The sequence below is a fragment of the Nocardiopsis dassonvillei subsp. dassonvillei DSM 43111 genome (assembly GCF_000092985.1).
Taxonomy (GTDB): domain Bacteria; phylum Actinomycetota; class Actinomycetes; order Streptosporangiales; family Streptosporangiaceae; genus Nocardiopsis; species Nocardiopsis dassonvillei.
Genome location: NC_014210.1, coordinates 754,831 through 774,319, shown reverse-complemented (window position 1 = coordinate 774,319; position 19,489 = coordinate 754,831). Strand labels below are relative to the sequence as shown.

Genomic DNA, 19,489 nt, shown 5'->3' with positions numbered 1-19,489 from the left:
GCCCCGGGTTCCGAGGCACCGACGCGCCGCGGAGGGCGCCGGCCCCTGACGTCGTCCACAGGACGGCTCTCGTCCCGCACGCCAAGGGTCGGGCTTCGGTAATGTCCAGTGCCATGCGCCTGCTGCACACCTCGGACTGGCACCTGGGCCGCTCCTTCCACCGGGAGAACCTCATCGACGCCCAGGCGGCCTTCCTGGACCACCTCGTCGACACCATCCGCGAACACCGGGTCGACGTGGTGGTCGTGGCCGGTGACCTCTACGACCGCGCCCTGCCGTCGGTGGACGCGGTCCGGCTCTTCGACCGCGCCCTGGGCCGGATCCGCGAGACCGGGGCCCGGGCCGTCCTCATCAGCGGCAACCACGACTCCATGGCGCGGATGTCCTTCGCCACCGGCCTCATCGACGCCTCCGGCGTCCACCTGCGCAGCTCCCTGGACGGCGTCGGCACGCCCGTGGTCATCGAGGACGAACACGGACCCGTGGCCTTCTACGGCATCCCCTACCTGGAACCGGAGATCGCGCGCCACCACTGGGACCTGCCCGAGCGGGGGCACGCGGCGGCGCTCGGGCACGCCATGGACCTGGTGCGCGCCGACCTCGCCGAGCGGCCCGGCACCCGGTCGGTGGTCCTGTCGCACGCGTTCGTGACCGGCGGCGAGCCCTCCGACAGCGAACGCGACATCTCGGTGGGCGGTGCCTCGCACGTGCCGGTCCCGGTCTACGACGGGGTCGACTACGTGGCCCTGGGCCACCTGCACGGGCGGCAGACCATCACCCCGTCCGTGCGCTACTCGGGCAGCCCGCTGGCCTACTCCTTCTCCGAGGAGCACCACGTCAAGGGCTACTGGCTGGTGGACCTGGACGCCGACGGCCTCGCGGGCGCCGAGTTCGCCGCGGCGCCCGTCCCCCGCCCCCTGGCCCGTATCCGCGGCCGGATCGAGGACCTGCTCACCCGTCCCGAGTGGGAGTCCCGCACCGGCCACTGGCTCCAGATCACCCTGACCGACCCGCGCCGCCCCGCCCACCCCATGGACCGGCTGCGCGAACGCTTCCCCCACGTCCTGGTCCTGGACTTCGCCCCCGAGGGCGGTGCCCCCGACACCCGTCCGATCGCCGCCTCCGTCGCCGACCGCAGCGAGCGCCAGGTGGTCGGCGACTTCGTGGAGTGGGCCCGCGGCACCCCCGCCACCCCCGAGGAGGAGGCCCTCGTGAACACCGCCGTCGAGCAGGTCCGGCTCCAGGAGGGGACGCGCTGATGCGGCTGCACACCCTCACCGTCCAGGCGTTCGGCCCGTTCGCGGGCACCGAGGAGGTGGACTTCGACCGCCTCAGCGCGGGCGGCCTCTTCCTCATCCACGGCCCCACCGGCGCGGGCAAGACCACCGTGCTGGACGCGGTGTGCTTCGCCCTGTACGGCAACGTGCCGGGCGCCCGGGGCAAGGACCGCTCCCCCAAGAGCGACCACGCCCCGCTGGACGCCGAGCCCAGGGTGGTCCTGGAGTTCACGGTCCAGGGGCGCCGCATCTGGATCGAGCGCAAGCCGCGCTGGGACCGCCCCAAGAAGCGGGGCACCGGCACGGTGTCGCAGAACACCAAGGTCGTCGTCAAGGAGTTCACCGGCGGCAGGTGGGAGGGCGTCACCACCCGCCCCGACGAGGCGGGGCAGTTCGTCGGCGACCTGCTGGGCCTGACCCTCGCGCAGTTCTGCCAGACCGTCATGCTCCCCCAGGGCGACTTCGCGCGGTTCCTGCGCGCCAAGTCCGAGGAGCGCCGCGAGTCCCTGGAGCGCATCTTCAACACCCGGCTGTTCCGGGACGTGGAGACGTGGCTGGGAGCGCACGCCAAACGGCTCGAACACGAGGTCCGGACGGCCAACGCCCAGGTGCGCGCGGTCGCGGACCGCATCGCCGAGGTCGGCGGGTCCCGGGCCCCCGAACCGCCCGAGGAGCTGTCGGCCTGGGCCGCGGAGCTGGCCTGCGTCACCGCCGCGACCGCACGCGACGCCGGGCGGGTGGCCGGGGAGTTCACCGGGGCCCGTGAGGAGGCCCAGCGCGCCCTGTCCGAGGGGCGTGAGCTGCGCGCGCTCCAGGAGCGGCTGGCCGCCGCCCGCGGGCGCCGCGCCCAGCTGGCCGAGCACACCGCGTGGCGGGCCGCGCTCGACGCCCAGCTCGACGACGCCGGGCGCGCCGAGTCGGTGCTGCCCTTCCTGCGCGCCCGCGACAACCGCCGCACCGAGCTGGACAAGGCGGAACTCGCCGTCGCCGACCACCTGGCGCTGGTGGGCGGGCTGCCCGGCTTCTCCGCGCGCTCCGACGGGGCGGTGCCGCGCGAGGAGCTGGGCGCCGCCGAGCGGGAGCGCCGGGACGAACTGGCCCGTCTGGACGCGCTGCGCGCGGACGCCGAGCGCCGCCGGTCCCTGGGCCGCTCCGTCACCGCGCTCACGGGGCGCCTGGACGAGATCGCCGCGCAGCTGGATCGCCAGCGCGCGCTGGCCGCCTCCCTGCCCGCCCGGGTGGAGGCGCTCACCGCCGAGCTGCGGCGCCTCCACGACCAGGCCGGACAGGAGGGGGCCGCCGAGACCGCCCTGGCCGCCGCCCGCAGGCGCCTCGACGCCGCCGCCGAGTACGAGCGCCTGGGCCGGGAGCTCTCGGAGGCGCAGGAGCGCCACCGGGAGGCCGTGGACGGGGCCCAGGCCGCCCGCGACCGCGCCCTCGACCTGCGCGAGCGCCGGATCACCCACATGGCCGCCGAACTGGCGTCCGGCCTGGTCGACGGGGAGCCGTGCGCGGTGTGCGGGTCGGTGGCGCACCCCTCCCCCGCCCGGCCCTCCGGCGAGGGCCTGGTCTCCGCCGAGGAGGAGCGGCGGGCCCAGGCGGCCGCCGACGCCGCGGCCTCGCGCCGCGCGGAGGCCGAGAGCGCCGCGGTGGCCCTGCGGGAGCGGCGCACCGCCGCGCGGGAGCGCGCCGAGGACGCCACCGCCGACGCCGCCCGTCAGGAGGTGGAGGCGCACACCGCGGCGCTGGCGGAGGCCCGGGCCGCCGCCGGTGAGGCCCGGCGGGTGGAGGAGGAGCTGGAGCGCACCACCGGCGACCTGGAGCGCGCCCGCACCCGCGAGGGCGAGCTGGTCCGGCAGGAGGCCCAGGTCGGGGCCGACCGGGACAACGCCGTCCGCGAGCACGGGAGGCTGACCGCGCTGCTGGACCGGGCGCGCGGGGACGACGCCGGGCTGGACGAGCGGATCGCCAGGCTGGGCGGCGAGGCCGACCTGCTGCGCGCCGCGGCCGAGGCGGCCGTCAACCGCGACCGCGCGGCCGACGAACTGCGCGCCGCCGTCGCCGAGGCCGAGCGGCAGCGGGCCGAGGCCCGCTTCGCCGACGAGGCCGGGGTGTGGGAGGCCGCGCTGGACGAGGAGCGGCGCCGCGCGCTGCGCGAACGCGCCCGCTCCTTCGACGACGCCCTGGCCGCCGTCGAGGCGTCGCTGGCCGATCCGGAGCTGACCGCGGCCGGGGAGCTGCCCGTCCCCGACCTGGAGGAGCTGGCCCGCGCCGCGCGGACCGCGTCGGAGGCCGCCGACCGCGCGGTGGCCTGGCGGAGCATGCTGGAGGAGCGGGCGCGTCGGCTCGCCTCCCTGCGCGGGGAGCTGGACCTGCGGCTGAGGGACTGCGAACCGGCGCTGCGCCGCTACGCGGTGGCCGAGGGGCTGCGCGGCCTGACCGCCGGGACCTCCTCCGACAACGCCGACAACGTGCGTCTGTCGGCGTACGTTCTGGCGGCCCGCCTGGAGCAGGTGGTGGCCGCCGCCAACGACCGCCTGGTGACGATGTCGGACGGCCGGTACGAGCTGCGGTACACGGTGGACAAGGCCGCCGGGGACGGGCGCGCGCGTTCGGCCGGCGGCCTGGGCATGCGGGTGGTGGACGCCTGGACGGGTGTGGAGCGCGACCCGGCCACGCTCTCGGGCGGGGAGACGTTCTTCAGCTCGCTGGCGCTGGCCCTGGGGCTGGGCGACGTGGCCAGTGCCGAGGCGGGCGGCGCCGACATCGACACGCTGTTCGTGGACGAGGGGTTCGGCACGCTGGACGAGGACACCCTGGAGGAGGTGCTGGACGTCCTGGACCGGCTGCGGGACGGCGGCCGGGCGGTGGGTGTGGTGAGCCACGTCGCCGACCTGCGGCAGAGGGTGTCCGCCCGGCTGAAGGTGGTCAAGACGGCGGCGGGCTCGCGGGTGGAGCACACCGGCTGAGCGCGCACGTCCACCCCGGATCCGGGCATCCGCGGTTCGGTGCGACAATGGCGAGCGTGAGTTCGCTGGTCAACATCGCCGTGTTCGGAGTCGTGGGCGCCATCCTGATGGCGGCCCTGCTCGGTCTGCTCCTCGTCGTCTCCGGGAGCTCGCGCGGGGCGTCGCCCCGGTCGCGGGCCGCGTTCGGGATCGCCTCCGTGGTGGTGCTGGTGGCGCTGCCGACGCTGGCCGCGGCCAACGCGCTGGCCGCCGGGTCCGGTTTCTGGGCGGGGTTCGCCGCGTCCGCCTGCGTCGCGGCCGTCGTGTCCGCGGTGAACGTGGTCATGCTGCCGATGGTGGCGCGCCGCCAGTCCTCGGGGGGCGGCCAGTCCGCGGTGTCCGCGCTGCGGCCCTCCCTGCCGCTGCTGGCCGCGGCCCTGCTGGTCTGCCTGGCCCTGGGACTGGTGGGGGCCTCCGTGGCCGCCCTGGTCGTCTGACCCCGTACTCCTGCCTCCGCGCGCCCCGCGCCCTTGCGGTGCGGGGCGCTTCGCTGCGCCGGTACACCCGTCGGTCCGCTCCCCCGGTCCGCGGCGCCTGCGCTGCGTGAGCCCGCTGGAGCCCACGACGACGGCCCGCTCGGCGGCCATGGCCGGGGACGCGGGACCGCGGCCGCCGATCGGCAGCGGAGGCCGGGGCGGAGCAGGACGTCGAAGCCCTGTGCCCCGACGGCGCGACAGACCCCGACCCGGTCCCCGGGCCCGTCCGCGAGCATGTCGGCTCCGAAACGGAATCCCCTCATAGGACCGGGCCGACACCACCGTGTGCCCCGGCGCCAGGGGTCGGCGTGCTCCGGTCGGGCCCGCGACGACGGCGGGGGCGCACCGGCAGGTGCGCCCCCGCGTGCGGGTTCAGCCGCCCTTGCCGGCGGCGGGGCCGGGGTCGTCGTCCCCGGACTCGGCCGCCGGTGCGCTCCGCGCCTTCGGCTCCTCACCGGTGCGCGGCGGCGCCTCCGGGGCCGCGGTGGCCGCGGCCGGGGCCCCGCCCCGCGAGCGGCGTTCGAGCTCGGCCAGGTAGGCGTTGTAGGCGTCCATGTCGGCGTCGTCGGAGCCGCCCCGGCGGCTGTGGCGCTCCCGGCGGCGCTCCTGCTTCTCGTCGTCGCGCGACCACTGCCGCACCAGCGCGATCATGACCAGCGCGGTGGGGATCTCGCCCAGCGCCCAGGCGACGCCGCCGCCCGCGTACTGGTCGGCGGCCTGGTCCTCCAGCCACGGGATGTCGAACTGGCCGTAGTAGTCCATCGCCAGGGGTTCGGACTGCATCATGATCGTGATGCCGAAGAAGGCGTGGAACCCCATCACCACCAGCAGCAGCAGGATGCGCAGCAGGAAGGGCACCTTCCTCGGCGCCGGGTCCACGCCCACGATGATCCAGTAGAAGAGGAAGCCCACCAGCAGGAAGTGCACGCCCATGAGCAGGTGGCCCAGGTGGTCGTTCATCAGCGTGCCGAACAGCGGCGTGAAGTACAGCGCGTAGGGGCCGAACACGAACAGCGGGGCAGCGATCGCCGGGTGTGTGACCAGCTTGGAGAAACGGCTGTTCAGGAACAGGTTGAGCCACTCGCGCGGTCCCCGGTCCCCGCGCCGCGCGGCGGGCTTGAGCGCCCGCAGGGCCAGGGTGATCGGCGCGCCCAGCACCAGCAGGATCGGGGTGAGCATCGACAGCACCATGTGCTGGATCATGTGCGTCGAGAACAGCACCATGGAGTAGGTCGCGAACCCGGTGAGCTGCGTGACCACGATCGTGAGCAGCCCGGCCGCGAAGGCCGCCGTCCGCCCCACGGGCCAGGAGTCGCCCCGGCGCACCAGCCGGACCACGGCGCCCGCGTACAGCCCGCCCGCGACGACCACGATCATGATGAAGAACAGATCGGGGCGCCACAGGGTGAGCAGGGTCTGGGCGGTCATGGGCGGCGGAACGGGGAAGCCGAGGATGGCCGCGGCCGGATCCACGGTGCCCTCCAGCGGCGGGGGCGGCGCGGTGCGCCCCAGGCCGACGGACACGCCGATGACGGTGGCCATGATGAGCACCTCGGCCAGCGCCGCGCGCAGGAACAGCGGGCGCCGGAAGGCCTCGCCCGCCGGTCCCTGCGGGGCGCCCTCCAGGCGCTTGAAGACGAACTCGCGGTGCATGTAGCCGAACGCGCCCAGGACCCCGAACAGGATGACCTTGACCAGGATGATCAGGCCGTACTCGGTGGCGACGAGGTCCCCGATCGAGTACAGGCGGGCCAGCGCGCTGGCCGCGCCGCTGACGGCCACGCCGACGTAGGCCCACAGGGCCAGGCGGCTGAAGCGGTTGGCGGCCACCGACGGGTCCTGGGCGTCGCGGCGCAGAGCGTGGTAGGTCAGCGCGGCCACGCCGCCCACCCACACGCTGATGGAGATCACGTGCAGGGCCAGCCCGGTCACGGCCAGCTCGTGCGAGCCGGAGGAGGCCGAGTGGCCGGTCAGCGCGGGCGGCGTGGTGGCGGCCAGGGCCAGGACGAGCAGCCACAGGCCGCCGGTGGCGGTGGTGGCCGTGCGGCCGAACAGGGCGATGCCGGTCGTGAGCAGGACGACGAACATCAGCGCGATGCCGCCCGAGACCGACCCGGCGTAGGCCGTGACCTCGTCGACGCTGATCTGGCCGACCTTGCGGGCCAGGAACTCCGCGGCCTGGAAGTACAGGGTGAACACGGCGGCGAGGGCCCAGACCAGGCCCGCCCAGCTGGCCGCGCGCACGTAGGAGGTCGCCTGCGGGGAGAGCCTGCCCTTGTGGGAGGGCAGCAGGACCGCGGCGAGCAGCAGCAGGCCGATCGCCACGACCGCGGAGGCGTCCATGGTGACCTTGGCCAGCGGCAGGCCCCAGCGGACCGCCTCACCGGCGTCGGGCAGCCCCGGGATGACCTCGGGGAAGGCGGCTCCGCCGAGGAGCAGGGTCAGGCTCAGGCCGATCAGGCACAGGGCGGCGGCCGCGGCGGCGAAGAGGGGCGCCCGTCCCGTGCCCGGGGCGTCGTCATGGTGTTCCTTGAGGGGGGACTTCTGGTTCTGTGCGGGAGGAGCCACGCGCCACTCCGTCGTCGGTCTCGTTGCAACTGGCTGGTCAGCGCCCTTGGCCGTGTGACCGCCTCGCCGCTGTCCGGGACTTTTCCGGCAGGGGCCGCGCACGGAGGAACACCTCGACCAAGGTTAGTCCGTCTACTACACAGTGTCGGACTTGGGCGTCCCCGTACACCCCCGCTGGCGGATCCGGGGCGCCCGCGCAGGTGGGGACGGGCCCGGCCGGGGCGGTCGGGAGGGCGGTCACGGGAGGTGGGCGGCGGCGCCCCCGCCCGTCCGGCGGGGCGGCGGCGCCGGGGCCGGGATGTCGGATTCCCCCCTTGCGGAAGGGCTCTTCGCGATACGCTCGTATCCGGTCGAGACGACGGTTTCCCCGCCTTCGGCGTCCGGCCTCCCCTCCCGTGCCGCGGTCGCCCGCGGCGCCTCTCAGCACATCCTCCAGCGAGCGCAGCGAAGGGGACGGCGGATGGCCGTGTACGACAGTGTGGTCAGGTCCACGCGCGTGGTCCTCCCCGAGGGGGTCCGGCCCGCCTCGGTCGGGGTGCGCGACGGGCGGGTCGAGGCCGTGGGCGCCCACGGCGCGCACATGCCCGCCCACGAGACGACCGACCTCGGCGACGTGGCCCTGCTGCCCGGCGCGGTGGACGTCGGCACCGGCGCGCACGCACCCGGGCAGGACCTGTCCGAGTCCTACCGCCGGACGGGGACGGCCGCCCTGCGCGGCGGTGTGACCTGCGTGGTGGCCTCCCCCGCCCCGGCCCGGCCCGCCCTCACCTGCGCGGACGCCCTCGGGGCGCACCAGCGCGCGGCGGCCCTGTCCCCCGTGCCGGTGCTGTTCCTGGGCGGGGTGGCCCCGGGCACCGGCCCGCTGGACCTGGCCGACCTCCAGGCCGCCGGGGCGGTGGCCTTCCACTGCTCGCTGTCGGACGGGGGCGCCCCGGACATCGCGGCGCTCAACGACGCCCAGCTGCGCAAGGCGATGGCCGAACTCGCGGCGCTGGACAGCGTGCTGCTGGTGCACGCCGAGGACGCGGCCGAGCTGGGGACCCCGCCGACGGCGGCGGAGCACCGGCCGCCCCGGGCGGAGCGGCGCGGGCTGGAGCGGGTGATCGCGGCGGCCCGCGCGGTGGGGACGCGCACGCACGTGGGGTCGTTCACCGCGGCCGAGTGCGCGGCGCTGCTGGCGGCGGCGGGGGCGGTGGGGGTGGCGCTGACGGCGCACACCTGCCCGCACTACCTGTGCCTGCCCTCGGAGTCGCTGGGGCCGGAGTCGCCCGCGCACGCGTGTCGACCGCCGCTGCGCTCGGACGCCAACCGCAAGGCGCTGTGGAGCGCGCTGCTGGCACGGGACTCGGCGATCACCACCGTGGGGTCGGGGCATCTGCCCGCCCACGGCCTGTACACGCTGGAGTGGAGCCTGTCGGCGCTGTGGACGGCGGCGCACCGGCGCGGCCTGGGGCTGGCCGACCTCGCACGGTGGACGGCGCGGGCCCCGGCGGAACTGCTGGGGCTGGTGGGCAAGGGCCGGATCGCGGCGGGGTTCGACGCCGACCTGGTCGCCTTCGACCCCGGCGCGCGGGTGGCGGTCCCCGCGGCGGACCCGAGCCCCTACGCGGGCCGGGAGCTGACCGGCCGGGTGCGGCGGGTGTGATCTCGGGCCGCCCGGCGGACGGCGTCCGTTAGGACGACGGCCGGTCGCGCTGGACCTGGTCGACCTCCAGGCCGCCTGGGCGGTGGCCTTCCACTGCTCGCTGTCAACGGGGGCGCCCCTAACATCCCGGCGCTCATCGACGCCCATTTGCGTTTTGCGATGGTTGATTTCCCGGCGCTGGACATCTTGCTGCTGGTGTACCCCATTTACGCGGTCGACCTGGGGACCCCGCCTACGGCTTTCTGATTTCGGCCGCCCCGGTCGGAGCGGCTCGGGCTGGAGCGGGTGATCGCTGGAGTGGAGCCGTCGGCGCTGTGGACGGCGGCGCACCGGCGCGGCCTGGGCTGGCCGACTCGCACGGTGGACGGCGCGGGCCCCGGCGGAACTGCTGGGGCTGGTGGGCAAGGGCCGGATCGCGGCGGGGTTCGACGCCGACCTGGTCGCCTTTCGACCCCGGCGCGCGGGTGGCGGTCCCCGCGGCGGACCCGAGCCCCTACGCGGGCCGGGAGCTGACCGGCCGGGTGCGGCGGGTGTGGATCTCGGGCCGCCCGGCGGACGGCGTCCGTTAGGACGACGGCCGGTCGCGCGGCGGCCCGGCCCACGGCGACCCGCGGTGCGGCACCCGGACCGCACGCGTTCAGCGGGGCGGCACCCGGTGGGGCGGCGGCCCGTGGGGCGGTTCCCGGCGGGACGACACCCGCACCGACAGAGCCTTGGACCGACGGGGCACGGCGGGACGGCGCCCGGACAGCGAGCGCCCGGGGCGGCGGCTTCCAGGGCGTCGGGCCCCGGGGGATTGAGCCCGCCCGTCACGGGCAGGTACCCGTGTCCCAGACCACACATCGTCCTTACACCCTGTCAACAAGATCGCCGACAGCGATGCATGTTGGCGATAGCGCCAGGGCACCCCCGCAGTTCACAGTGGGGGTATCAACGGAGACAGCCGTAGGAGGAACCGTGCGCATCGGCGTGCCCCGCGAGATCAAGAACCACGAGTACCGGGTGGCCATCACCCCCGCCGGGGTCCACGAACTGGTCCGACGCGGCCACGAGGTGGTCGTCGAGCGCGACGCGGGCCTGGGCTCCTCCATCTCCAACGCCGAGTACGAGGCGGCGGGCGCGCGCGTCCTGGACTCCCCCGACGAGGTGTGGGCCACCGGTGAGCTGGTCCTGAAGGTCAAGGAGCCGGTCGCGGCCGAGTACCACCGCATGCGGGAGGGGCAGACCCTCTTCACCTACCTGCACCTGGCCGCCTCGCGCGAGTGCACCGACGCCCTGCTGGAGCGGCGGGTGACCGGCATCGCCTACGAGACCGTGCAGCTGCCGGACGGCTCCCTGCCGCTGCTGGCCCCGATGTCGGAGGTCGCGGGCCGCCTGGCCCCGCAGATGGGCGCGGTGACCCTACAGCGGCCCAGCGGCGGGCGCGGCGTGCTGATGGGCGGGGTGCCGGGCGTGCGCCCGGCACGCGTGACCGTGATCGGCGCGGGCGTCTCCGGCCTGAACGCGACGCAGATCGCGGTGGGCATGGGCGCGGAGGTGACCGTGCTGGACCTGAACGTGGACAAGCTGCGGCACGTGGACTCCCTCTACCGGGGCCGGGTCAAGACGGTGGTGTCCAACGCCTTCGAGCTGGAGCTGTCGGTGCTGGAGTCGGACATGGTGATCGGCGCGGTGCTGGTGCCGGGGGCCAGGGCGCCCAAGCTGGTGACCAACGAGCTGGTGTCGCGGATGCGGCCGGGCGCGGTGCTGGTGGACATCGCGATCGACCAGGGCGGGTGCTTCGAGGACTCGCGCCCCACCACACACGCCGACCCCACCTTCCACGTGCACGACACGGTGTTCTACTGCGTGGCGAACATGCCGGGCGCGGTGCCCAACACCTCCACGCACGCCCTCACCAAGGACACCCTGCGGTACGCGGTGGCGCTGGCGGAGAAGGGCTGGCGGCGCGCCATGAACGAGGACGAGGCGCTGGCCGGGGGCCTGAACACCTTCGACGGCGACGTGGTCTCCGCCCCGGTCGCCGAGGCGCACGGGGTCAAGCACCGTCCGCTGGACGAGGTGCTGGTCCAGGGCTAGGAGGGGGTAGGGCCCGCAGAACGCGGGCGGAGCCCGTCCGGGGTCCGCGCCGCCCGGCCGCACGGGTGGCACGGACCGCACCGTTCGGGGTGGTCGCGCAGGTCGGCCGGGGGTACGGTCGAGGGGAAAGCCCGCGCGCCCGGCTCTGCGGCCGGTCGCGGGAGGACGAGTACCGAGGTGGGACAGCGTGGCACACACCGGCTCGGCGACCGCGACCCGGATCGTCGAACTCGAGCTGATCCGGCTGCGGCCCCCGGCCGGCGGCCGAGGCCCCGGCGCCGACGGCCCCGTCCTGGTCCGGGTGGCCGACGGTGACGGCGTGAGCGGCTGGGGAGAACTGCCGGAGGCCAGCGGAGCCCAGTGGGACGCCCTGACCGGCGCCTTCGCCCCCGCCCTGCTCGGCCACTCCTGGCGGCGTCCGACCGAGGCGGGCGAGGCCTGGGCCGACCTGTCCTGGGACCCGGCCGTGGCCGGGGCCCTGGACACCGCGTGCTGGGACCTGTGGAGCCGCCAGCGCGACACCCCGCTCTCGCATGCCCTGGGCGGAGAGCGCACCGCGCTCACCGCCGGGGTGACGCTGCCCCGCCAGGTGGCCGTGGAGTCGGTGGTCACGGAGGTGAACCGCCAGGTGGGGGCGGGGTTCCGGCGGATCCGGCTGGAGATCGCCCCGGGCTGGGACGCGGACGTGGTGCGCGCGGTGCAGTCGAGCTTCCCGTTCCTGGTCCTCCAGGCGGACGCGGGCTGCCGCTACACCGAGTCCCCCGCCGACCTGGACGCGCTGCGCGTCCTGGACGGGCTCGGTCTGCTCGCGGTCGAGGACCCCTTCGCCCCGGGCGATCTGGCCGCGCACGCCCGGCTGTCCGCCGAACTGCGCACGCCGGTGGCGCTGGGCCGGTCCCTGGAGTCGGTGGACGACCTCACCGAGGCGATCCGGGCCGAGGCGGGCGGCGCGGTGAACGTGGACCCGACCCGCATGGGCGGCCTCACGGCGGCCCGCCGCGCGGTGGACCGCGCCGTGGACGCTGGCTGGCGGGTGTGGTGCGGTTCGTCGGCGGTGACGGGGATCGGCCGCGCCGCGACGGTCGCGCTGGGCTCGCTGTCGGGGGCCTCGCTGCCGGTGGAGATGCCCGGAGCCGGGAGCCGGGGCCGCGACCTGATGCTCCCGCCCGTACGCGCGCACGACGGGGTGGTGCCGGTTCCGCTGACCGAGAGCGGCCTGGGGCACACGGTGGACCGCGCGGCGGTGGCCGAGCGCACCGCCCGGGCCCTGGTCGTGGACGCCGACGGCCCGCGCGAGGCCCGCGTGGAGCGCGGGCGCGCCAACGGCGCCCGACGGCGGCGCTGACCGGAGAGTCCCGCACAACCGCAGCAACCGCAGCAACCGCAGCAACCGCAGCAACCGCAGCAACCGCAGCAACCGCAGCAACCGCAGCAACCGCAGCAACCGCAGCAACCGCAGCAACCGCAGCAACCGCAGCAACCGCAGTGGAACTCCGCCGCGCCCGGCCGGGTTCCCTCCTCCCCTAACCGAACAGCGTTAGGTAGAGTTGCGGCACCGTCCGGCCCCCGTTTCCGGACCCGACGACCGTGGAGGCGCGGTGCGCGTATTCGCCGACATCCAAGAGGTGCTCGCATCCCAAGGCGAACACCTGGGCCACACCGACTGGGTGACCATCGACCAGGACCGGATCTCCCTGTTCGCCGACGCGACGCAGGACCACCAGTGGATCCACACCGAACCCGAGAGGGCGGCCGCGGGCCCCTTCGGGGGCACCATCGCGCACGGGTTCCTCACCCTGTCGATGCTGGCCCACTTCTCCCAGTCGGTGATCTCGGTGACGAGGAAGCCGAGCATGTCCATCAACTACGGGCTCAACAAGGTGCGCTTCCTCCAGCCGGTCGTGTCCGGCTCGCGCATCCGCGACGGCGTCGAGCTCAGCTCGGTCCAGGAGACCCCCAAGGGATACCTGGTCACCACGACCCACACCGTGGAGATCGAGGGCCAGGAGCGGCCCGCCCTGGTGGCCGAGTCGCTCGGCCTGTGGGTGCCCTGAGGCCCTCCGTTCCCGCGAAGGCCCCGGGACGCCCCCGAAGTGCGGGCGCGGCCCCGGCCGGGCGGTCCTCCCGCCGGCCGGGGCCGTGTCTCAGCGCGCCAGCTTGCGCAGCGCCCTGCGGGTGAGCCCCGGGGTGAACCAGCGCAGCTTGCGCTCGGCGCGCCTGGCCCGGGCACGCATGCGCTCCACCTCGGCGAGCGCCTGGTCGAGCTTGCGCCGCAGCGTCTCGGGGTTCTCGGGCTTGGTCCGCTCCCCCTCCTCCGGGAACACGAAGTCCGTCCCGGGGACCCAGTGGGTGCCGTAGACCTCCTCCACCCGGCGGTCCAGCTCCTCGGAGGTCGCCTCGGGCCACAGGTGGCGGGCCCTGGCGTAGGCGGCGATCCGCTCCAGGCGCATGACGCCGTCACCGCGTGTGGCGCCGGGCACGGGAGAGCACAGCAGCCCGGCCTTGTTCTTGTTGGCCATGTCGACCAGCTCGACGACCGCCCGCTCCCTCAGGGCCGGACCGGCGGGCACACGCAGCTGGAAGTTGACGAGCGGGTCGTGGCCAGGCGCGTCCTCCACCAGGCGCACCCGGGGGTCGCCCCGGAAGGTCTCCCGGATCAGCCGCAGGTCGAGCCGCTCCTCGTCCAGCGGCGAGCGCCGCCCCTCGTCCAGCACGTCCCAGGGGCCGACCAGCCACAGCCGGATGTCGGGAGTGGTACCGGACAGCAGCGCGGACGCGGTGGTGTCCACGTCCTCCAGGGTGGCGCCGTCCACGTCCATCACCACGTCGACCAGCGGGACCTCCCACTGCCGGTCGGGGCGCTTGCGCCGCAGGTGGAAGTCGGGCACCCGGTTGGCCACGAAGGGGGCGCGGTAGCGGGTGCCCGCGTCGCGGCGTGTCTGCATCTGGGTGCGGCCCAGGTGCCAGCTGCTGGTGTCCAGGTCGGGGACGAACAGGGCGCCCTGCTGGGAGACCCGGTAGGCGAACTCGCTGTCGCCGCCCAGGACCAGCTCCCCGTTCAGGCCGCCCGCGGCGTCGAACAGGGTGCGGTGCAGGGAGCCGGTGGCGCCGATGAACACCTTGTAGGCCAGGCGGTCGGCGGTCCGCAGCTTGTCCTTGCCGTCGATGGTCTGCTCCACCCAGTGCGGGTCGGCGCTCTCGCGGTCGAACAGCTGGGCGGCGCGTCCCTCGCGCACCTCGGTGGCCACGTACTCGGCGGTCATGGCCTTCGGGTCGAAGTCCACGAACATCTTGTGGCCCAGGGCGACCCCGTAGTCGACCAGGTGGTGCCAGCGCATCTGCGACTCGACGTGGTCGCGGTAGACCAGCATGTCCGCGTCCAGGCGCAGGACCACCTGGCCGGAGGAGACGGCCACGCCGCTGTTGACGGCGTGCGCCGAGCCCCAGCCGCCGGGGGCCGAGGTGATCAGCCGGGTGTTCTCCGGGCGCACCGGTGGGAGCGTGAGGGGTTCGGGCGTGCCGTCGTCCACCACGATCACCTCCATCAGGTGCGCGGGGTAGCTCTGCGCGGACAGGGAGGCCAGGACGAGTTCGAGCTTTTCCTGGTGCCCGTGGGCGGGGATGACCACCGACACCGACAGGGTCGGGGTCCACTCGCCGATCGCGGGCGGCTGGAGCACGGAGTAGTCGTTGCGCCGCGCGCGGGGCTGGTCTCGGTAGTCGATCTCCGCGCGGGGCAGGATCGGCGCGGTCGCGCGGTCGCCGGAGACCGGTTCCGGAGTCATGTCAAGCGTGGTCAACGGATCTCCCCCGTGTACTCGGTGGCGGGCTGGCCGAGGGGCGAGGGCTCGCCCTCCACGATGGCGCTCGGACGCCAGCCGAACCACTGCTGGGTGTGGTTGTGCAGGAAGAAGGCCATGTCCTCGGACCAGGTGTGCCCGCCGCCGGTGCGGCGGAGCACGTACCCGAGTCCATGGGCGCGGTAGATGCGGCCGCCGCCCCGGATGACGGCGAGGAGCAGCTGGGTGTCGATGGCGCGGGGCAGCGGCCGGAAGCCGCCGATCTCCTCCATCACCACGCGGTCGGTGAGGATCGTGCCCCCGGCGATGAACCGGGTCGCCGCCTCCGACCTGCGGTTGCGCCAGACGGTCAGGTCCACCTCCTGGAGGTAGATGAAGTCCTGTCCGGTGCCCACGAGCTCGGCGCCGGAGTAGGTCCGCGCCATCAGCAGGTCGGCCAGGTGGTCGGGGCCGTACCAGTCGTCGTCGTCCCACTTGGAGATCAGGTCTCCGGAGGCGCGGTCGACGGAGTCGTTGAGCACCGAGCCGAAGATCTGGCCCGCGTCGGCCTCGTGCAGGACCAGCGGCAGCCCCGTCTCCCGGAACGCGTCGATCGCCGCGCGCACCTCGGGCAGGTCCGCCGTGAACCCGTGGAGGGTGAGGACCACCTCCAGTTCCACGTCGCGCTGCCGGGCGATCTGGGCGAGCGCGAACCCGACCATCTCGGGGCGGCGCGTGCACAGGATCACCGACACCCGGGGCTCCCTGGGCAGGGGGATCCCGGCCTCCGCCCCCAGGGCCCGCCAGCGGGAGCGCTGGCCGTGGGCGCGCAGGGCCGTGCGGCGCAGGCGGACGCTGTACTCCTCACGACGCAGCTGGTCGCGCAGGTCCTCGTCGCGGGCGCCGGTGATCAGGTCCGTGAGCGGCGCGCCCAGGCCCGAGGCCCAGGCGGGCACCTCGCCGCTGATCAGGGGCACCCCGCCGGCGGCCAGGGAGGCGACCGCGCGTACGGCGGCGCTGGGTCCGGTGTGCCCGGACCAGTCCACCCTGACCCCGCGCAGGTGGCGCAGGCGTGCCAGGTCGACGTCGGTGACCGTGCCGTCGGCGGCGACGGTGACCAGGTCCTTGCCGCCCTCCCTGACCACGGCGTGGGGGCCGTGGACGGTGAGGTCGGCCAGGTTCCCGTCCTTGACCCTGGTGAACCCGGTGGGGTTGACGGTGAGCTCGTCCACGGGCGCGACCGCGTGCGCGCTGTCCGGCACCGCCTCGTGGGCCCGGACGTGCCCGTCCGGCCCGGAGATCCGGGCCCAGGAGTCGGCGGCGGTGGTGGCGCGGTCCAGGACGGGGACGACCGGGTCGGTCCACTCGGGCCGCGCGACGTCGTCGGACACGCGCAGCGCCAGGTCCCCCACAGGGGTCACCCGGCGCAGCGGGACGGGCCCCTGTGCCTCCACGCCCCGCACGCCGGTGTCGCCCGGCCGCCACAGGGCGGCCTCGGGCCCGTTGAGGACGGCCAGCGGCGCGGTTGCCGGCCCCCGGCGCCGACCCCGGGTGCCGTGCACGACGGCGTCGACCACCTGGACGGTGTCCATCCCGTTGGGGAAGAACAGCTCGCACAGCCAGCCGTTCCTGTTGACGCGGCGGACCCGCACCTCCTGGAGCTCGCGCCACTGGCCCATGCCCGGGGAGGCCGGGATCGGGGGCTCCTGGTGGCCGGACGTGGCGACCATGGCGACCACGATGTGCACGGCTCTGGGAAGGTGCGTGGAGACGGTGAGGGCGCGGTGCAGGTCGGTGGTCGTGGCGGCCACGACCGCGACCAGACCGACCTCGGGCTCCTCGTCCCGCATCCAGGCGCGCGGAAGCTCCAGGGGCCGGCCCAGGGGGTGGGCGTCCAGGTCCACCAGGATGTCGTCGGGGCGTAGCGGCAGCTCGGCCAGGACGGAGCGGGTGTCGGCACCCGCGTGGCAGAGCACGGCGGCCTCGGTGCCACGGGCGCGCAGTGCCTGCCGCAGGGCGGTGGTAATCATCGGGTGACCTCGGGTGTGTCGGTCGGGGCTCCGCGGGGAGCCCGTCAGGCGGTGCGTGGGAACGCGGCGTCCGCTAGACGCCCTTGCGGCTGAAGACGTGGGCGCCCTTCTCGGCGGCCTCCTCGACGCGCTGGAGTTCGGGGTGCTCGGCCAGCCAGCGGTCACCGATGGCGCGCTCGTCCACGCGCGCGGCGTCGTCCAGGACGATGACGGCGTCCTCGGTGCAGCGCGGCAGCAGGACGGGCAGCGCGGGGTAGCGGGCCTGGAGGCCGGTGGCCTGGGGCGGGCCGTCGACGAACACCAGGCCGACGCCCTCCAGGTCGGCGAAGACGGAGGTGTCGTACCAGCGGTCGGCGGTGGGCAGTTCCTCGCCGTTGACGGTGACCGTCGTGTTCGGGGTCTGGACCAGCGGGGCGTGCCGGACCTCGACGATGTCGTCGAGCCCGTGCGCGGCCACCAGTTCGCGGCTGAGCTCGGCGTAGCGGGCGTCGTGCTCGACGGCGACGAGTCTGCCGGTGCCCGCGCGGCGCAGGGCGTAGCCGATCCAGACGCTGGAGGCGCCGCTGCCGCACTCCACGACCAGGCCGGGGCGCAGTCGGTCGATCTGGCGGACCAGGATGCGGAGCACGTCGGGGGAGGCGGCCCAGCCGCGCAGGGGCGGCATGAACGCGGCGGTGTCGAGGTACTCGCGCAGCTCGGTCCAGGCGACCTGCTGCTCGTAGTCGTCGCGGCCCCGCGCGGTGACGGCGTTCCTGATCTCGCGGCTGACCTTGGGGAGCGTGTGGTCCTGGAGGTGGGCGACGCGTTCGCGGACGCCGTCCATGGCCAGGGCGGCCTCCAGGCGGTCGCGCCCCAGCGTCTCGGCGACGTTGCGGCTGTGGGCCTCCATCGAGGTGGACACGCTCCTGGAGAGGGCGCCCACCCTGCGGGACAGGAGCAGCGTGCCCAGCCCGAGCACGCCCACGGCACCGGCGAGCAGGCCGAGGAAGATGAGGATGAGCACGTCCGTCCAGCCGATCAGGCCCGCGATCCCCAGGGCGGCTGGCACGCAGAGCACGGCGGCGCCGACCACCGCGCCGGTGACCAGGAGTGGACGGAGACGGCTGCGAAGCGACCGCATGGGCGGATACCTCCACGGGAGTTTCGACACGGTTCCGCCGGGCGCGGGCCGCGGGGGGGACGAGAGGGGAAGGGCTGGTTTCCCGGCACTGAACTGCCGCTTCGCCCGGTGTTTCGGGCAGGTCGGCAATCCGCTCAGACGCTTTCGACCTTAGCCCTTCGAGGAAATAACGGACGCCCCCGAAGGGGAATCGAAACCTGGATTACACGCAATTCGCCTTCCGTTCACCCGCGCATCACGCGCCTCTCATGTGCGCGCATCCGGGGTTTTCCCGGAGCGCCGGCGGACCCGTCCCCGCCGCCCGCTGGCCTCCCGTGGGACCGCCCGCGCGGCGGCGCGGGGCCCGGCCGCGGGCGGCCGTGCGGCGTTTGGAGCACGACTGCCAATTCTTCCCCACCCACCTGCGAATTCGACGCGATCACGGCGGACACCGGCCGATGTTTTCCGCGGAGTCCGCCGTGATCGCGTCCGCGTCCCGGGCGATTTCACCACGAAAGCCAGGATTGGGAGCGGCCGTACCGGGCAGTGCGGGGAGGAGGCGGCGGTGGGACGCGGAGCGCGCGGACCGTCCGTGCGGGGTCCGCTCCCCGAGGGGCGGCGGCCGCGGGCACGGGGCCGGGCGCTCCGGACCGGGGTCGGCAGCCCCGGTTTATTCCCGTGCCGGAGTGTAAAGAGCCTGACATCGGGTGAGCCGCCGCCCGACTGATAGCTTGCTGCCTAGGCGATCCCATCGCTGGTGAACACGACGAACCGCGTCATTGGAAAGGTGCGTCAGAGATGTCTGCGCCGTACTCGCTTCCCGAACTGCCCTACGACTACGCGGCCCTGGAGCCGTGGATCTCCGGTCAGATCATGGAGCTGCACCACGACAAGCACCACGCGACCTACGTCGCCGGTGCCAACACGGCTCTGGAGAAGATGGCGGAGGCCCGGGAGACCGGCGACTTCGGCACCATCCCGATGCTGGAGAAGAACCTGGCCTTCAACCTGGGCGGCCACGTCAACCACTCCGTCTTCTGGAAGAACCTGTCCCCCGAGGGCGGTGACAAGCCCGAGGGCGAGCTGGGCGCGGCCATCGACGACCAGTTCGGCTCCTTCGACGCCTTCCGCGCGCACTTCACCGCCGTGGCCACCACCATCCAGGGCTCGGGCTGGGCGATCCTGGCCTGGGACGCGCTGGGTCAGCGCCTGGTCATCGAGCAGCTCTACGACCAGCAGGGCAACACCGCCCTCAGCTCCGTTCCGCTGCTGATGCTGGACATGTGGGAGCACGCCTTCTACCTCCAGTACAAGAACGTGAAGGCCGAGTACGCCAAGGCGTTCTGGAACGTGGTCAACTGGGCCGACGTCCAGGAGCGCTTCACCAACGCCCGCGGGGTCAAGATCGGCTAGTCCCGGTCCCCCGTCCGGTTCGTCGCCGGACACGGCGGAGGGCGGCACCACCCACCGGTGATGCCGCCCTCGCGCGTGTACAAGTCCACCTCGCCCGGGCCCCGTTCGCGCCGAG

12 protein-coding genes are annotated in these 19,489 nt (G+C 74.6%); 8 read left to right on the top strand and 4 right to left on the bottom strand.

The window, feature by feature from the left end:
* Positions 1-101: 101 nt before the first annotated feature.
* From NDAS_RS03130 to NDAS_RS03120, 3 genes are read left to right on the top strand one after another with little or no spacing between them, the layout of a single operon-like run.
* On the top strand, positions 102-1,259 hold the full coding sequence (locus NDAS_RS03130) for an exonuclease SbcCD subunit D (protein ID WP_013151681.1): 1,158 nt from the start codon (positions 102-104) through the stop codon (positions 1,257-1,259).
* Positions 1,259-4,246 carry an AAA family ATPase gene (locus NDAS_RS03125; RefSeq protein WP_013151680.1) on the top strand — a complete coding sequence of 996 codons (2,988 nt, stop codon included), beginning with the start codon at positions 1,259-1,261 and terminating at the stop codon, positions 4,244-4,246. The genes NDAS_RS03130 and NDAS_RS03125 overlap by 1 nt, the downstream gene beginning before the upstream one ends.
* Before the next feature lie 47 nt (positions 4,247-4,293).
* Positions 4,294-4,722, top strand: a complete 429-nt coding sequence (locus tag NDAS_RS03120; protein WP_013151679.1) for a hypothetical protein — start codon at positions 4,294-4,296, stop codon at positions 4,720-4,722.
* Between the two features lie 411 nt (positions 4,723-5,133).
* On the opposite strand, the gene NDAS_RS03115 is transcribed toward NDAS_RS03120, so the two are convergent.
* On the bottom strand, positions 5,134-7,329 hold the full coding sequence (locus NDAS_RS03115; RefSeq protein WP_013151678.1) for a cytochrome c oxidase assembly protein: 2,196 nt from the start codon (positions 7,327-7,329) through the stop codon (positions 5,134-5,136).
* A gap of 460 nt (positions 7,330-7,789) precedes the next feature.
* Here NDAS_RS03115 and NDAS_RS03110 point away from each other — a divergent pair, with 460 nt between their 5' ends.
* The 4 genes from NDAS_RS03110 (at position 7,790) to NDAS_RS03095 (ending at position 13,107) form a co-directional block, all read left to right on the top strand.
* On the top strand, positions 7,790-8,974 hold the full coding sequence (locus NDAS_RS03110; protein ID WP_013151677.1) for an amidohydrolase family protein: 1,185 nt from the start codon (positions 7,790-7,792) through the stop codon (positions 8,972-8,974).
* Between the two features lie 957 nt (positions 8,975-9,931).
* The gene (gene ald, locus NDAS_RS03105; RefSeq protein WP_013151676.1) at positions 9,932-11,053 is read left to right on the top strand and encodes an alanine dehydrogenase; all 1,122 of its coding nucleotides are present in this window, start codon (positions 9,932-9,934) and stop codon (positions 11,051-11,053) included.
* Positions 11,054-11,240: 187 nt separating this feature from the next.
* Complete coding sequence (locus NDAS_RS03100; protein WP_013151675.1) at positions 11,241-12,398, top strand: enolase C-terminal domain-like protein; 1,158 nt, start codon at positions 11,241-11,243, stop codon at positions 12,396-12,398.
* Between the two features lie 253 nt (positions 12,399-12,651).
* Complete coding sequence (locus tag NDAS_RS03095; RefSeq protein WP_013151674.1) at positions 12,652-13,107, top strand: MaoC family dehydratase; 456 nt, start codon at positions 12,652-12,654, stop codon at positions 13,105-13,107.
* A gap of 90 nt (positions 13,108-13,197) precedes the next feature.
* Here the strand turns inward: NDAS_RS03095 and NDAS_RS03090 are convergent, their stop codons facing one another.
* The 3 genes from NDAS_RS03090 to NDAS_RS03080 all read right to left on the bottom strand — a co-directional run bounded on the left by NDAS_RS03090 (position 13,198) and on the right by NDAS_RS03080 (position 17,982).
* Positions 13,198-14,853 carry a glycosyltransferase gene (locus NDAS_RS03090; protein WP_013151673.1) on the bottom strand — a complete coding sequence of 552 codons (1,656 nt, stop codon included), beginning with the start codon at positions 14,851-14,853 and terminating at the stop codon, positions 13,198-13,200.
* Positions 14,850-16,862 (bottom strand): glycosyltransferase, encoded by a 2,013-nt coding sequence (locus NDAS_RS03085; protein ID WP_013151672.1) that lies wholly within the window; start codon positions 16,860-16,862, stop codon positions 14,850-14,852. Before NDAS_RS03085 ends, NDAS_RS03090 begins: the two co-directional genes overlap by 4 nt.
* 73 nt (positions 16,863-16,935) lie before the next feature.
* The gene (locus NDAS_RS03080; protein WP_013151671.1) at positions 16,936-17,982 is read right to left on the bottom strand and encodes a class I SAM-dependent methyltransferase; all 1,047 of its coding nucleotides are present in this window, start codon (positions 17,980-17,982) and stop codon (positions 16,936-16,938) included.
* Between the two features lie 777 nt (positions 17,983-18,759).
* On the opposite strand from NDAS_RS03080, the gene NDAS_RS03075 reads away from it, so the two are divergent.
* Positions 18,760-19,374, top strand: coding sequence for a superoxide dismutase (locus NDAS_RS03075; RefSeq protein WP_013151670.1), 615 nt, complete (start codon positions 18,760-18,762; stop codon positions 19,372-19,374).
* Positions 19,375-19,489 lie beyond the last annotated feature (115 nt).

Bases quoted from the DNA above. Each gene is read 5' to 3' on its own strand.
- NDAS_RS03130 (WP_013151681.1), top strand. From the start codon at position 102: ATGTCCAGTGCCATGCGCCTGCTGCACACCTCGGACTGGCACCTGGGC.
- NDAS_RS03125 (WP_013151680.1), top strand. From the start codon at position 1,259: ATGCGGCTGCACACCCTCACCGTCCAGGCGTTCGGCCCGTTCGCGGGC.
- NDAS_RS03085 (WP_013151672.1), bottom strand. From the start codon at position 16,862: ATGATTACCACCGCCCTGCGGCAGGCACTGCGCGCCCGTGGCACCGAG.
- NDAS_RS03110 (WP_013151677.1), top strand. From the start codon at position 7,790: ATGGCCGTGTACGACAGTGTGGTCAGGTCCACGCGCGTGGTCCTCCCC.
- NDAS_RS03080 (WP_013151671.1), bottom strand. From the start codon at position 17,982: ATGCGGTCGCTTCGCAGCCGTCTCCGTCCACTCCTGGTCACCGGCGCG.
- NDAS_RS03075 (WP_013151670.1), top strand. From the start codon at position 18,760: ATGTCTGCGCCGTACTCGCTTCCCGAACTGCCCTACGACTACGCGGCC.
- NDAS_RS03120 (WP_013151679.1), top strand. From the start codon at position 4,294: ATGGCGAGCGTGAGTTCGCTGGTCAACATCGCCGTGTTCGGAGTCGTG.